Source organism: Pseudomonas sp. Tri1 (genome assembly GCF_017968885.1).
In the GTDB taxonomy this organism is placed as follows: domain Bacteria; phylum Pseudomonadota; class Gammaproteobacteria; order Pseudomonadales; family Pseudomonadaceae; genus Aquipseudomonas.
The window spans coordinates 5,293,050-5,306,742 of record NZ_CP072913.1 but is presented as its reverse complement, the minus strand read 5'-3'; the positions used below and the strand labels follow the sequence as shown (position 1 = coordinate 5,306,742).

The window sequence follows — 13,693 nt, the reverse complement described above, 5'->3', positions numbered from 1 at the left end:
GCTTTTTACAGGAATCCTGCACAAGGACGGAGGAGGACGAAATGCAAATACGTGTCGCTGAAACTAAGACGCCGTTATGGGTGCAAGCCACAGAAGTAGTGAAGGAGAAATTTCGCAGTTCTTATTCCGCTTCGGTTGAACCGAATCCGCAATACTTTGCGGTTACTCAGGATCCGGCGGATCGTATTCTTGCTTGCGCCGGTATTACGTTTGCGGACCACCGCACGTTATTTTCCGAGCAATACCTGACACAACCGATAAACGAGATATTGTCCCAGCGTTTCGAAAAAACCATTGATCGCTCGAACATTGTCGAGATCGGTAACCTGATCTCCCATCACCTGACGGCCGGAATGATTCTGGTCAACATGATTCCGTTGTTGGCCTGGTGCATGGGTGGGCACTACCTGTTGTGCACGGTGACTCCTCGAGTCCGGCAAATGATGGAGAGTTGCCAGATCGATTTCGAGCCACTGTTGACTGCGGACCCCACGCGCCTGGCCGACGACGGCGGCAAGAAATGGGGGAGCTATTACGCCAAGTTGCCAGTCACCGGTTTCATCCGGGTGGACCCGCAACGTTCACGCTTCGCTGCCATGACTCTCAATACCTCATTCACTCAATTGCCGGGTGACTCTCTGGCGAGGGCGCAGCCATGAGCGGTGGGTTTATCAGCCAATTGCAACGTGCGTTGCTGGAAAACCGCGAGGCCGTCTGTGCGGTTGACTGGCCGCAAGTGGGCAATGAACCGACGCAGTTGACCTATGGCGAGCTGGAACAGCGCTCGCTCAATCTGGCGGCAACCCTGCAGCGGCGTTTCGCAAGCCGAGCCCATGGTGATCATGTGGTATTGGGGATTGCGACGCGCAACAGCAGTGACTGGCTGGTGGCCGACCTGGCCTGCCTGTTCGCCGGTATCACTGCGCTGCCGCTGCCGCTGGCGTTCAGCCAATCCCAGGCGGAGCACCTGGCCGGCGGTTGCGATGGGTTTCTGGTGGATGCCGCCGGGCAGCAAACCCTGGCGCAACGCTGGAAGCTGAATTTCCCCGACAGCCGCCTGCAACGCATCAACGAGCCGGTACCCGAGCAACCATTGCTCTATACGCCGGAAAGTGAGGGTGACTGGATCTGCAAAATCATTCACACCTCGGGCACCACCAGCCGGCCAAAGGGGGTACGCCTGAGTGCCCAGGCGGTCGGCGCGGTGCTGGCGTCGCTGCGCCAACGCATGCCAGCCAATGCCCATCGTCGTTACCTGTCGATGGTGCCCTTGAGTCTGTTGCTGGAACAGGTGACCGCCGCGTATCTGCCGCTGCTGGCAGGCGGGACTGTGCATTTTTTACCGCCAAACGAGCCCTTGCTCGGCGAGCCTGGCGCGTCACCGCAGCGCCTGGTCGACTGGATCCTGCAAGTCCAGCCAACGGCCCTGACGGTTCCGCCGGTCATGGTCAATCGTTTCCTGGAGCAGATGAACGAAGGAGGCGAGGCGGGCGAACGGCTGGCACGGTACCTGAAATCGGGCGCGCACATCACCTGCGGCGGCGCGGCAGTGAGTATCGATGTCTTGCGCGGCCTGGCTGAACAAGGCATCGAGGTGTACCAGGGTTACGGGCTTTCGGAGAACGCCTCGGTCGTCAGCGTGAACACCTTCGAGCAGCAACGCCTTGGCAGCGTCGGCAAGCCGCTGCCCCACGTCCAGGTACGTATCGGCGCCGACCAGACCATCGAGGTCAAGAGCAGCTCGTTGTTCAGTGGCTATTCCGGCACTGACCCCAGCGCCTGTTCCATGTCCAGCGACGGCTGGATGGACACCGGCGACCTGGGGATGCTGGATGATGATGGTTACCTGTACGTGCACGGGCGCAAGAAGAACGTGATCTGCCTGCCCAATGGTCGCAACGTCAGCCCCGAGCAGGTTGAGCTTGAGTACCGCAAATACCCGGGCGTCAACGATGCCGCGGTGTTTTTCGATGAGCTCCATGGTCTCGTGGCGTTGTTGTGCGTCGAGGCGACACCGGCGCGCGATGAACTGCTCGCCTGGTCGGCGGGGCGCTTCTCCGACATCGAGCGACCGAATCGACTCTGGTTGTTGACCAAGGATGACCCGTTGCTCGAGCAGCTCTATACCGTCACTGGCCGGCCGAAACGCGCCGATATCGCCACTGTTTTTTCCACTCTGCAAAGGAATGCATCCAATGAGCACACCTGCCTTTCACTTTGAAAACCCGGACGTATCCATCGTCGAGTCGCATCACTTCGCCAACTTGGGCAAGGGCGAGTTGTATGAGTTGCTGGGGCATTACGGCGTCGTGCTGTTTCGCAACTGTATTCACAATGCCGAGGATTTCAGTGCCTACGTGAAGCAAAACAGTTCGCGGCTGAGCCTGGATCCGGCCCGGATCATGGTCGGTGGCGCGGCGCAGTTGGTGGATGCCGGGCATCAGGCCGTCGGTTTGCATTGCGAGAACGGCAACTCCCCATTCTGGCCGGACATGACCTGGTTCTATTGCCAGGAAGCGCCGCGCAAGGGTTCGCAAACCACCTTGTGCGACGGTGAGAGGGTGCTGGCGAAACTGTCCCCAGGCTGTCGCACCTTCTTTGAAGAAAATCCCATTCGCTACAGCCGGACCGTGGCCGGGGAGAAATGGCGCCGGCTGGTTTGTCACTACTCGCCAACGCTGTCGGACCCGGCGGCCGTCGCTATCGAGGACCTGTTGCAAATCATCGGTGACGATCCGCAAACCCTGATTTCCTTCAACCCGGCCGATGATTCGATCCACTACGCCTTCAGCACCTCGGCGATCCTGACATCGGCCTTCAGCGGGCGTCCGGCTTTTGCCAACAGCATCCTGGGGCCGTCCTTCAACTACGAAGCGCCGGTGATCGATACGCTGGCCGGGCAGCCGATTCCCGCCGAGTACCTGGCTGAGATCGCCGAGGTGTCCGCCCATTACACCTACCCGGTGGGCTGGCGTGACCATGACGTAGTGATGATCGACAACCGTCGGGTCATGCACGGTCGGGAAACCATCGTCGACGAGCGTCGGCGCATTTTCAACGCCTTGAGCTATCGCTGAGAGATCTCATGAAACACGACAAATACATTATCGGAGGACAGTACGAGACCTATCTCGACGGTGATGGTCGCTCGATCATCGACCTGACCGGCGGGTTTGGCTTTCAGGTGCCGTCCGTGATCGAGGCGGTCAGCCGTCAGGCCCAGATCATGGGCCTGTCCAATCGGGTGCTGATGTCCGAACCGTTGCTTGCCTTGTGTCGGCGCCTGGCCGAGCTGCTGCCCGCGCCGCTGGAGAGCTCTTATGTGTGCAGCTCCGGCGACGAGGCTTTTGAGGGGGCCTTGAAGTTGTGCAAGGGGCTCAAGCCCAAGGGCAACACCATTGTGTTTATCCAGGGCGGCGATTATGGCTCGCTGACTTACGGGCGTTGCCTCAACGCAGCGCAGGGCGATCTTGGCCTACAGAGTTTCCTGGGATTCAAGCGAGCGGCGATTCGTCATGTCGCTGACCTGGACTCGGTGGACTGGAGCGATTGCTTTGCGGTGTGCCACAGCAGCACCCGTACGGATGCAAACGGTCGACTGCAACTGCTCGAACCGGCCTTGATCGAGCAGTTGCATGCACGCGCTGCGCGGGCGTCGGTACCGGTCATCGCGGTCGATACCCACAGTTGCCTTGGCAGCCTGGGTTCGCTGTTCGGTTTCCAGCGCTATCGTCCGGTTCCGGACATTGTCGTGCTCGGCGGGCCCCTGGGCGGCAGCGCGATTCCCATCGGTACCTATACCTGCAGCGAGCATATGGCCTGGCAGGTCTATGGGCGCAGCAGCCCAGCCAAGCATGGCAGCACCACCGCCGGTAATCCAATGGCCTGCGTGGCGGCCCTGGCCGCATTGGATTATGTGCAAGCCCACGACTCGCCCCGGCAATGCCAGGAAAACGGCCAGTACCTGGCGCAAACCCTGGCTTCATTGGGGGCGGTGGCTGTGGGCGCCTGGGTCAGCCTGCCGCTGGCCGATGACCTGCAACCGGCCGTGGTTTGCGAAGCGCTTTACCAGCAAGGCGTCTATGTCAGTGCGCCTCGTGGCCGCGAATTGGTTTTGCGCTGCCCGATCAGCGCTCGCCCTGAGCACATTCAACGTGCTGCGCACATCATCAAGGAGACGTTAAGCCATGTCCTTACTCAGGCCGCATGAACAACTGTTGGATGACTGCCAGCGACACTGGAGCGCGTCGGCGGCCAAGCTGTATCGCCTGGGCAAGACCAGTGTCGAGCAACAGGCCGAAGGCATCCATGTCACCGACCACGCCGGCAAGCGCTTTATCGATTGTGCGTGCAGTTATGGGGTGTTTATCGTCGGGCATCGCAATCCGACGGTGCGTGAGCGGGTGCAGGCGCAATTGAATCAGATGGCCTGGGTGCCGGAAGGTCGGCGCCACCCGCTTCAAGACACCCTGCGCGAGCGGCTGTGCCAGTTGGTGCCGGGGGAGTGGGGCGATGTGCAGTTCATGGTATCGGGTGCCGAAGCCGTCGAGCAGAGCCTGCGCTATGTGCTGCGAATCCAGCCTCAGCGGCGTCGGATCGTGGTGATGAGCGGTTCCTACCATGGCAAGACCCTGGCGGCGATGAGCATTCTGGGCCAGCAACAGAACCATGCTAGCTACGGTATCGATCCTCCCGAAGTGACCTGCGTGCCCTACGGCGATTTCGCCGCTCTGCAAAAGGCCGTGGGCGAGGGCGTGTGCGCGGTGTACGTCGAACCGATTCTGGGCGGCGCTCATTTGCAAGTGCCGCCGGTGGGCTATATGGCCAATCTCCGGGCCTTGTGCGATGCCACCGGTACACTGTTGGTGGCCGATGAGATCCAGACCGGTTTTGGACGCTGTGGCAAATGGTTCGCCGTGCAATATGACGAAGTGGTCCCCGACATCATGATCCTTTCCAAGGGCTTGACCGGCGGCTACACCTCGTTTGCCTGCGCCATGTACAGCCAGCGCCTGGCCAGCCAGTACCCGCTCGGTGAAATCGAGCCTGACACGCGAACCAACGGCGGGCACCCGGTGGCGTGCGCTTCGGCGCTGGCAGCCATCGACTACATCGAGCAACACAACCTGGTGGAGCAGTCCCGGGTCAATGGCGGCTTGTTGCGTCATGGCCTGCAACGGCTGGCCCTGCGCTATCCGCACATTGTCGAGGACGTGCCTGGCGTCGGCTTGATGACGGGCCTGCGCTTGCGCGGCTCGGTCTATGAGGCCTTGATGAGCATGGAGCTGAGCAAGCGCGGCGTGCATGCCGGGCATTCGATGAACGAAAAGGCCGAGCGCCCGGTGCTGCGGTTCTATCCGCCGCTGACCATCACGCCTGAAGCCTTGCACCATGTCCTGGCGATGATCGAAGAGGCCCTGGAAGCCATCGACCGGCGTCCAACGCTGGCGGTGAAGGCGTTTTCCCTGGTAGTGCGCAATATGTACCAGTTGCCCAACAAATGGCTGCGCAGCCAGGGGGCGTCATGAGCATGTTCAATCCTGACACGCTGACCCTGCGGGAAATGGCCGGTCTGCTGCGCCGTGGCGCGCTGACCAGCGTTACGCTGCTGGAGTTCTACCTGCAACGCATCGCCGAGCGTAACCATCAGATCAACGCATTGATCCAATTGGCGCCGGTCGAGGAGCTGCGGCGCCAGGCCCGTGAGGCCGACGAGATGGCGCGCGTCGGGCAGATCAGCGGTCCACTGCATGGCATTCCCATCACCGTCAAGGACGTCCTCCATGTTCGCGGCTTCAAGATGTCCCGCGGCGTCGGGGAATTAATGGGCGATACCAGCCAGGAGGACGCGACGGCGGTCGCGCGGCTGCGGCAGGCCGGCGCGATCATCATGGGCATCAGCAACGTGTCTGAGCTGTGCATGGCTTTCGAGACCGAGAACCTGGTCTACGGCCGTACCCTCAACCCTCACGATCTGCGGCGCTCCGCTGGGGGCAGCAGTGGTGGGGAAGCGGCCGCGATCGCCGCCGGGTGCTCGCCGGCCGGGTTGGCGTCCGATGCCTGTGGCAGTGTGCGGATTCCGGCGCACTTCAATGGCATTTGCGGCTTGAAACTGACCCAGGGTCGGGTGCCGTTGACCGGCCAGTTTCCCAATGACCGGTCCGGCCTGTTTCATATGACGTCGGCCTTTGGCGTGATGGGGCGCTATGTCGATGACCTGGCGCTGCTCGGCCAATTGATCAGTGGTGCCGACGGCCATGACCCGGATACCGTCGACGTGCCGTTCGCCACCAGCGAGCCGCTGACCCATCTGCGTGTCGCGCTATTTTCGGCGTCGAGCCGGACCCCCGTCAGCGCAGCGGTGAGCCAGGTGTTGCAGCAGGTCGAACGGTGTCTGGAACCGGTGGTGGCACAGGTGGATACGGTGGCACCGCCGATGCTCGGCGAAGCCTGCGATGTGCTTTGGCGGGTATTCATCACCGGCGCTGATGCCGGGCGCGGCTGGCGGCAATTGTTCGATACCATGAACAAGCGCGACTTCACGGCGCCCATCGCCCAGTTGTTGGACATGAGCGAAGCCGTGACATTGACCGTGGATGACGTCAAGCGCGACTGGATCATGATCGATACATTCCGCTATCAATTGGCCAAGTTCTTCAAGCAGCACGATCTGTTCATCTGCCCGGTATTCCCTGACGTTGCGTTTCGGCATGGGGAGTCCCTGCAAGATCGCGACCGCTATGCCTTCGTGTTCCCGTTCAGTCTCAGCGGCTCCCCCGCGGTGGTGATCCGTGCCGGATCAGACCCGGCCACCGGGCTGCCCATCGGTATCCAGATTGTCGGCCCTCACTGGCAAGAGGAGCGGTTGCTGGCGGTGGCCGGTTTCCTTGAACGGGAGCTGGAGCGTTGGAGCGCGGTGGCGCCTGGCGAGGCCTCGACGTACTGACGGGTTTCAAGCCGTAGCAGTCTTGGCGTTACGGCTGCTGACCACCAGGGCCAGCATGCCGCCGCCCACCAGAGTGGCACCGATGATCTCGATCAGCATGGGTTGCTCCCTGAGCCAGAACCAATGCAGCAACGTCACGAACAGGGTGTTGAGGTAAACATAGGAAATCACCGTGGATGGCGTGATCACCCCAATTGCCCGGTGCAACAGCCAGAACGTGGCGAGGGTGCCGAACAATGCCAGGTACACCAGCCAGCCGATGTCCAGCATCGACAGCTGCAGGCCGCTGCGCCAGCCGCCGCTGAACAGGCAGAACACCAGCAGGAACAGCGAACCGAACAACATGTTCCAGAACGTCATCGCCACCGGTTCCCGCCCCTTCAACACCGAAGCTTTGAAACGCTGGCTCAGGGGCGAATACAACGCCATTGCCAGGCAACCAGCACCGAAGACCAGCGTCGGATAGAGCGCCGGCAACTGACCCGGGGCCGAGCCTTTGAGGGTCAGTAATATCGCGCCGATTGCCGCCACCAGCATAGGCAGCAAGCGGGTCTTGAGGCTCGGGCTGGGCAGCAGGAACACCTCGAAAAACAACGTCATCAAGGGCACTAGCGTGTAGAGCGTCGCGGTATTGACCGCCGAGGTGTAGCGCAGCGCTTCGAACAACGAGCCAAAGTAAGTCGCCAACAGCAGGCCAAGCACGGCATGGGCCAGCAGGCCTCTGATGGAAATGGGCGACGTGTTTTTCAGGAGCAGCAGTGGCAGGAACATCAGCGCGGAAAACAGCAGCCGCAGGCCGGTGAGCAGGATCGGGTCGATCGTCTGGCTGACCTGTGCTGCTGCGAAGAACGATGAGGTGATCAGCATCGCCCAGATGAGCATGCCCCAGTGAGCGGCTGCAAAACCGACGTGTTTCATCAAGATATTATTCCTGCGTTGCAGACCGAAGCGTCGTGATGGACGTATCGGGCTGCCGTCATGGGTGAGTGATAAAAAAAACGGGCTGCAATGCATGCAGCCCTCGAAGCCTGTTTGCGGGGCTGTCCTCGGCCATCAACTGATATGCCGTGCGTAGTGCTTGGGATTGAAGCGCAGGACCATCAGGATCATCAAAGCCATGACGGCGGTGAGCGACCACCAGGCCCATTCGAAGCTGCCCAACTGGTCGCGAATCATCCCGGCAATCAACGGCGAGAGCCCGGCGATCAGGTAGCCGATGCCTTGCACGAATGCCGTCAGGCCACCGGCCCGGCGTGGGTTGTCCAAGTGATCGAGGGACACGATCAGGCTCATCGGAAACAGACCGCCGATGCCCAGCCCCAACAGGCAGGGCCACAACAGGCTGAAGCGTTCCGGGCTGAGGATCAGGCCGCAGAAGCCGCCCATGATCAGGGCCAGCAATACAGCGAGGACCAGGCGTTTATCCTGGCTGCGGTTGGCAATCGCCGGGGTGACGAGGCCGGATAACACTTCCATCGCGGTGAGGAACCCCAGCAGCAGGCCCGCGTGTTGTTCGCTCCAGCCCTTTTCCACGTAGTACGGCGCCAGCCAGGCCAGCACGCAGGTGTAGGATGCGGTGCCCAGGCCGAAGAAAATCGCCAGCAACCAAGCCCGGGAGTTGCTGAAGAATGACTCTTGCTGCCGGGCAGGGGCTTCGGGTAACGGTGTCACGCTTGAGCGCTGGGCGTACCAGCAACCCAGGGCAACCAACGCCAGCAGTGCCCAGATCGCCAGGCCGATGCGCCAGCTGCCGGTCTGCGACAGGACAAAAGGCGAAAACGATGCGGCAATCGCTGCCCCGCCCATGATCGACGTGACATACAAGCCCATGAACAGTGACACGTTGTCGGCATAGCGCGACTTGATCAGCGCCGGCATCACCGCCTGGATCAGCGCGATGCCAAGCCCGGCCAACACTGCACTGACGATCAACTCGACGGCGCTGTCCAGGTACAAGCGCGAAGCCGTGGCGATGCCGATGATCAACAGCGACAACACAATGGTGCGGTGTTCGCCGATGCGCAGGGCAATGCGCATACCCAGGAACATCGCCAGGCCCATCGCCATGACCGGCAGCATGGTCAGCAGCGAGGCGGTGCTGAAGCTCAACGGCACCTCGCCACGAATGGCCGATAACAACGGCCCGATCGCAGCCATGGAGGGCCGCAGGTTCAGCGCCACCAACACGATGCTGACCATCAGCCAGACGGCGTGGGTGCTTGAGGTTCGAACGTTTTCCATAACAGAGCCTTGGCTTAACAAAGCGCTATTTAGGCTGTGGCGCCATGCTATGGGCAAACTGAAAACTGGCGCAGCGTATTGAATAATTAAATGCCGTGCCCCCACCACGGGGTTGGTAGGGGGCATAAGGGTGGTTTGCCCCCTCGGTTATTCCATCGCCGGACTCAACGTCCCCAGCCATGCCACCAACCCCAGGATGATCACTGCCACGCAGAGCTCCAGCACCATGCTGCGCCGCAGGGCATTCACCGCAACGCTGTGCTCACCGGTCTGTCGGGATCGTTCCAGCAGCGGGCTGAGGTGAAAGCGATTCAGCGCGGCGAACACCAGCATGGCCGCGAACAACACCAGTTTGAGCGCCAGCAGCTGACCATAGGTACTGTCCAGCAGCCCTTCGACATTCGGCCCGACGATGAACAGATAATTCACCACCCCCGTCACCCCGACCACCAGCACAATCACTGCACCGGCCGTTTCAAACCCGGTCAGGGTTCGCGCCAGTACTGGCAGCCGAGGCTCGGCCTGGCGCAGCAGTAGGGCAAACGCTGCCAAGGCGCCGACCCAGCTTCCTGCGGCCCACAAATGCAAAAAGTCGGTGATGAAGTGCCAATTGCGGCGCTCACCTTCGTCCATGGCGCCATGCCCGGCCCAAGCCAGCGTTGCCAACGCCACGGCGCCGCCCAGCATGACCAGCCACAAGCTGGCGGTCGGCCAACGTGTATTGAGCGTCACGGCGAAACCGGCCAGCACGAGCGCCGCGATCCGCAGGTTCCAGCTCAACCCCACATCGGTCTCGAACACCATCATTTCAATGTGCGGCCAGAGCTCGGCCCAGTCCGAAACGCCACTCATGGCGCGAGCCATGCACAGCAGGGCGGCGACGGACAGCAGCCCGCCGAGCACCGCCGTGGTCAGCAGCAACGACTTGAAGTGCAACACCGAACCGGAATGCCGCTCCTCGCCACGCAGGCTATACAAACCAAAAGCGGCCAGGCCGAACAGCAACATCAAATCCAGGTAGAGGGCAAAGCGCAGGGCGATGTTGAAGGAGTCGCTCATCGAATCACTTCACCTTGAACGTGACGTTGCCGGTGATCGGGTGGGTATCGGACGACACGGCGCGCCACTGGACCTGGTAAGTGCCGGCGGCAAGCGGGGCATTGGGCATGATGACCATGGTCTTGGGATCGTCGCTGCCGGACACCTTGGCTGGCATGGGCATCGGCGAATGGGCCGACATACCGGGCATCTCGGTCATCATCAGCTTGGCGCCGGAGAATTTGGTCATCAGGTTTTCGGAAAAATGCAGTTCGATTTTTTCCGGTGCCGCCCCAACTGCCCCTTCGGCGGGGGTAGAGGACAGCAGTTTCGGATGGGCCTGGGCCAAGCCACTGACTAACAGGCCGGTGGACAAGGCAACAGCGACAACAGCGGTTTTGATAAATGACATGCAAGGACTCCTACAGCTTGGTTTTAGTTTTTTAGTGAAACAGGTCAGTGGCTCAGAACCACATGCGCAAGCCCAACACCAGGCGCGCTTCACTGCGGTCGTCGCCTTCTTCGCGGGCGTAGTCGGCGGTGTTGCCGTAGACCCGGTTCCAGGTGACGCCAATGTACGGGGCGAATTCACGGCGTATTTCATAACGCAGCCGCACGCCGAGTTCGGTGTCTGACAGCCCCGAGCCGACACTGCGGGCCGGATCGTTCTTTGTGTAGAAGTTGGCTTCGGCGCTGGGCTGCAGGATCAGCCGGTTGGTCAGCAGGATGTCGTAGTCGCCTTCCAGGCGCGCCGCGCCCTGGCCGCCTTCACCGATGAACGCCGTGGCCTGGGTTTCGAAGTTGTACAGCGCCATGCCTTGCAGGCCGAAGGCGGCCCAGGTCTGCGCATCGCCGGGCTTGAAGTCCTGGCGCACGCCGGCCACGACGTCCCACCAAGGGCTGATGGCGTGCCCCCACAGGGCCTGCAGTTCGGCTTCTTCGGTCTTGCCGTTGAGGCGCTCACCTTCAGAGCGCAGCCATAAACGGTCGATATCGCCGCCGATCCAGCCGGAGGCGTCCCAGCTCAGGGCGCTACCGTCGTCGGCGTCTTGCCACTCCAGCTGGTCGATGAGAAAAAACGAATTGATGGCGCTGTCATGCACCGCATGTCCGCCGTGATCCTCGTAGACGGCGGCGCGGTCGGCGGCGGTCAGTTCCGGGATCGGCGTGCGGCTGGTGGTCGACGCCGATTGCATGGGTTCCATGCCCTGCATTGAGTCCATGCCTTGCATCGAATCCATGCCTTGCATCTGGCTGTGGTCCATCCCCGGCATCTGGCTGTGATCCATGCCTTGCATGTCATTACTTGCCGCCCAGGCCGAGGTGGTGGCGCCGAGGGTAAGGCTGGCAATGAGTGCCATGGGGTATTGAAAAACAGTGGTCATGCTCGACTCCTCATTCCTGCACCCGAACTTCACGGAACATCCCCATCTCCATGTGAAACAGCAGATGGCAGTGGTACGCCCAGCGCCCCAGGGCATCGGCGGTGACCCGGTAGCTGCGCCTGGAACCCGGTGGCACATCGATGGTGTGTTTGCGCACCATGAACTGGCCGTTTTCGTCCTCCAGGTCGCTCCACATGCCGTGCAGATGAATAGGGTGGGTCATCATGGTGTCGTTGATCAGTACGATGCGCAGGCGTTCGCCGTACTTGAGCAGCAGCGGCGCGGCGTCGGAGAATTTCACGCCGTTGAACGACCAGGCGAATTTCTCCATGTGCCCGGTCAGGTGCAGTTCGAGGGTGCGCCCCGGCTCGCGGCCGTCAGGGTCGGAGAAGGTGCTGCGCAGGTCGGCGTAGGTCAGCACCTTGCGCCCATTGTTGCGCAGGCCCATGCCCGGGTCGTCGAGCTTGGGCTTGACGCTCATGGCCTGCATGTCCACCAGCGGGTTGTCCTTCTCGGTGTCTGGATGGGACTGCATGTCGCCCATGCCTTGCATGGCACCGTGGTCCATGCCGGCCATGTCGCCCATGCCCTGCATCTGGCTGTGGTCCATGCCCTGCATCTGGCTGTGATCCATGCCTTGCATCTGGCCGTCGTCCATCTCCGACATGCCCTGCATCGCCCCATGGTCCATGCCGCCCATGCCCATGTCATCCATGGTCACCAGTGGCCGTGGGTCCAGCGGTGGCACCGGCGCCGAAAGGCCGGCCCGTGTCGCGAGGGTGCCGCGGGCGTATCCGCTGCGGTCCATCGATTGAGCGAACAAGGTGTAGGCTTCTGCGCTGGGCTCGATGATGACGTCGTAGGTTTCGGCCACGGCAATGCGCAATTCATCGACACTTACGGGATTGACGTATTGCCCATCCGCCGCCACGACGGTCATTTTCAAACCAGGGATGCGCACGTCGAAGTAGGTCATGGACGAACCGTTGATCAAGCGCAGGCGCAGGCGCTCGCCGGGTTTGAACAGGCCGGTCCAGTTCATGTCCGGTGCCTGGCCGTTCATCAGGTAGGTGTAGGTGGCGCCGCTGACGTCGGCCAGGTCCGTGGGGTTCATCTTCATTTCAGCCCACATCTTGCGATCTGCCACGGTGGCGGCCCAGCCGTTCTTGCTCACATCGTCGATAAAGTCGCCGACGGTGCGTTTGTGGTAGTTGTAGTAATCGGACTGTTTCTTGAGCTTGCGGATGATGTCGCCAGGCTCTTCGTCGGTCCAGTCGGTGAGCATCACCACGTAGTCCCGCTCGTAGTGGAACGGCTCGGGTTCCTTGGCGTCGATCACCAGCGGGCCGTAGACCCCGGATTGCTCCTGGAAGCCAGAGTGGCTGTGGTACCAGTAAGTGCCGTTCTGCCGGACCTTGAACTGATAGACGTACATGCCATCGGGCTCGATGCCCTTGAAGCTCAAGCCCGGTACACCGTCCATGTTGGCTGGCAGCAAAATGCCGTGCCAGTGAATGGAGGTGCTGTCCTTCAAACGGTTGCGCACCCGCAGGGTCACGGTGTCGCCTTCACGCCAGCGCAGCAGCGGGCCGGGAATGCCACCGTTGATGGTCTGGGCCGTGCGTGGATGCCCAGTGAAGTTGACCGGGCTTTCGCCGATGAACAGGTCGAATTCAGTGCCCGTCAGCATGGTGGGCTGGCCGGGGCTGGTGACTGCCCAGACGGGCGAGCGCCATAGCCCCAGGCCACCCAGGATGCCGCCGGCGGTCAGGCCTTTGACGAAGGTTCGCCGGGAAGTTTTTGTTTGCATCGATGGAAGTCCGTCAGTCGATTCGCAGCGAGTACAGGGACTGCTCCCTGTGCAGGTTTGAAAAGAAGATGACATAAGCCGGCGCGGCGAGTGATTACATTTCAGTCAGCTTGGCGGGGGGGGAGAGAGCCCACAGTGGACCCCGTCCGGTTCTGTGGTCGGGTGCAGGTCAGAATGATCTTTTGCAACGGCGGGATATTCTGTAGCCTTGCCGGCTTCACGCTGTCCCGTGCCTGATTGATACCCACTTTCCCGGCGGTACCCGAGTGGTCC

12 protein-coding genes are annotated in these 13,693 nt (G+C 61.5%); 6 read left to right on the top strand and 6 right to left on the bottom strand.

Features of this window, described 5'->3' with window-relative positions; translation table 11 throughout:
- Positions 1-41: 41 nt before the first annotated feature.
- Genes J9870_RS23000 through J9870_RS22975 form a run of 6 tightly spaced genes read left to right on the top strand, consistent with a single transcriptional unit; the run spans position 42 to position 6,946 of the window.
- On the top strand, positions 42-659 hold the full coding sequence (locus J9870_RS23000) for a thermostable hemolysin (RefSeq protein ID WP_210640393.1): 618 nt from the start codon (positions 42-44) through the stop codon (positions 657-659).
- Positions 656-2,221: an AMP-binding protein gene (locus J9870_RS22995; RefSeq protein ID WP_210640392.1), complete on the top strand. Its 1,566-nt coding sequence runs from the start codon at positions 656-658 to the stop codon at positions 2,219-2,221. The genes J9870_RS23000 and J9870_RS22995 overlap by 4 nt, the downstream gene beginning before the upstream one ends.
- Positions 2,196-3,077, top strand: coding sequence for a TauD/TfdA family dioxygenase (locus tag J9870_RS22990; RefSeq protein WP_210640390.1), 882 nt, complete (start codon positions 2,196-2,198; stop codon positions 3,075-3,077). Before J9870_RS22995 ends, J9870_RS22990 begins: the two co-directional genes overlap by 26 nt.
- Before the next feature lie 8 nt (positions 3,078-3,085).
- Entirely contained in the window at positions 3,086-4,210 is a 1,125-nt protein-coding gene (locus tag J9870_RS22985; protein ID WP_210640388.1) for an aminotransferase class III-fold pyridoxal phosphate-dependent enzyme, read from the top strand.
- Complete coding sequence (locus J9870_RS22980) at positions 4,188-5,528, top strand: aminotransferase class III-fold pyridoxal phosphate-dependent enzyme (RefSeq protein WP_210640386.1); 1,341 nt, start codon at positions 4,188-4,190, stop codon at positions 5,526-5,528. Before J9870_RS22985 ends, J9870_RS22980 begins: the two co-directional genes overlap by 23 nt.
- Positions 5,529-5,530: 2 nt before the next feature.
- A complete protein-coding gene (locus tag J9870_RS22975; RefSeq protein WP_210645387.1) occupies positions 5,531-6,946 on the top strand; it encodes an amidase in 1,416 nt (471 codons plus the stop codon).
- A gap of 6 nt (positions 6,947-6,952) precedes the next feature.
- Here the strand turns inward: J9870_RS22975 and J9870_RS22970 are convergent, their stop codons facing one another.
- The 6 genes from J9870_RS22970 to J9870_RS22945 form a co-directional block, all read right to left on the bottom strand.
- A complete protein-coding gene (locus tag J9870_RS22970) occupies positions 6,953-7,864 on the bottom strand; it encodes a DMT family transporter (RefSeq protein WP_210640384.1) in 912 nt (303 codons plus the stop codon).
- A 135-nt stretch (positions 7,865-7,999) separates the two neighbouring features.
- On the bottom strand, positions 8,000-9,187 hold the full coding sequence (locus tag J9870_RS22965; protein WP_210640382.1) for a cyanate transporter: 1,188 nt from the start codon (positions 9,185-9,187) through the stop codon (positions 8,000-8,002).
- Positions 9,188-9,334: 147 nt separating this feature from the next.
- Positions 9,335-10,246, bottom strand: a complete 912-nt coding sequence (gene copD, locus J9870_RS22960; RefSeq protein ID WP_210640380.1) for a copper homeostasis membrane protein CopD — start codon at positions 10,244-10,246, stop codon at positions 9,335-9,337.
- Positions 10,247-10,250: 4 nt separating this feature from the next.
- Entirely contained in the window at positions 10,251-10,637 is a 387-nt protein-coding gene (copC, locus tag J9870_RS22955; protein ID WP_210640378.1) for a copper homeostasis periplasmic binding protein CopC, read from the bottom strand.
- Between the two features lie 52 nt (positions 10,638-10,689).
- Positions 10,690-11,610 (bottom strand): copper resistance protein B, encoded by a 921-nt coding sequence (locus tag J9870_RS22950; protein ID WP_210640376.1) that lies wholly within the window; start codon positions 11,608-11,610, stop codon positions 10,690-10,692.
- Positions 11,611-11,620: 10 nt separating this feature from the next.
- Entirely contained in the window at positions 11,621-13,420 is a 1,800-nt protein-coding gene (locus tag J9870_RS22945) for a copper resistance system multicopper oxidase (protein WP_210640374.1), read from the bottom strand.
- Between the last annotated feature and the right edge of the window lie 273 nt (positions 13,421-13,693).

Bases quoted from the DNA above. Each gene is read 5' to 3' on its own strand.
- J9870_RS23000 (WP_210640393.1), top strand. From the start codon at position 42: ATGCAAATACGTGTCGCTGAAACTAAGACGCCGTTATGGGTGCAAGCC.
- J9870_RS22995 (WP_210640392.1), top strand. From the start codon at position 656: ATGAGCGGTGGGTTTATCAGCCAATTGCAACGTGCGTTGCTGGAAAAC.
- J9870_RS22990 (WP_210640390.1), top strand. From the start codon at position 2,196: ATGAGCACACCTGCCTTTCACTTTGAAAACCCGGACGTATCCATCGTC.
- J9870_RS22985 (WP_210640388.1), top strand. From the start codon at position 3,086: ATGAAACACGACAAATACATTATCGGAGGACAGTACGAGACCTATCTC.
- J9870_RS22980 (WP_210640386.1), top strand. From the start codon at position 4,188: ATGTCCTTACTCAGGCCGCATGAACAACTGTTGGATGACTGCCAGCGA.
- J9870_RS22975 (WP_210645387.1), top strand. From the start codon at position 5,531: ATGTTCAATCCTGACACGCTGACCCTGCGGGAAATGGCCGGTCTGCTG.
- J9870_RS22970 (WP_210640384.1), bottom strand. From the start codon at position 7,864: ATGAAACACGTCGGTTTTGCAGCCGCTCACTGGGGCATGCTCATCTGG.
- J9870_RS22965 (WP_210640382.1), bottom strand. From the start codon at position 9,187: ATGGAAAACGTTCGAACCTCAAGCACCCACGCCGTCTGGCTGATGGTC.
- copD (WP_210640380.1), bottom strand. From the start codon at position 10,246: ATGAGCGACTCCTTCAACATCGCCCTGCGCTTTGCCCTCTACCTGGAT.
- copC (WP_210640378.1), bottom strand. From the start codon at position 10,637: ATGTCATTTATCAAAACCGCTGTTGTCGCTGTTGCCTTGTCCACCGGC.
- J9870_RS22950 (WP_210640376.1), bottom strand. From the start codon at position 11,610: ATGACCACTGTTTTTCAATACCCCATGGCACTCATTGCCAGCCTTACC.
- J9870_RS22945 (WP_210640374.1), bottom strand. From the start codon at position 13,420: ATGCAAACAAAAACTTCCCGGCGAACCTTCGTCAAAGGCCTGACCGCC.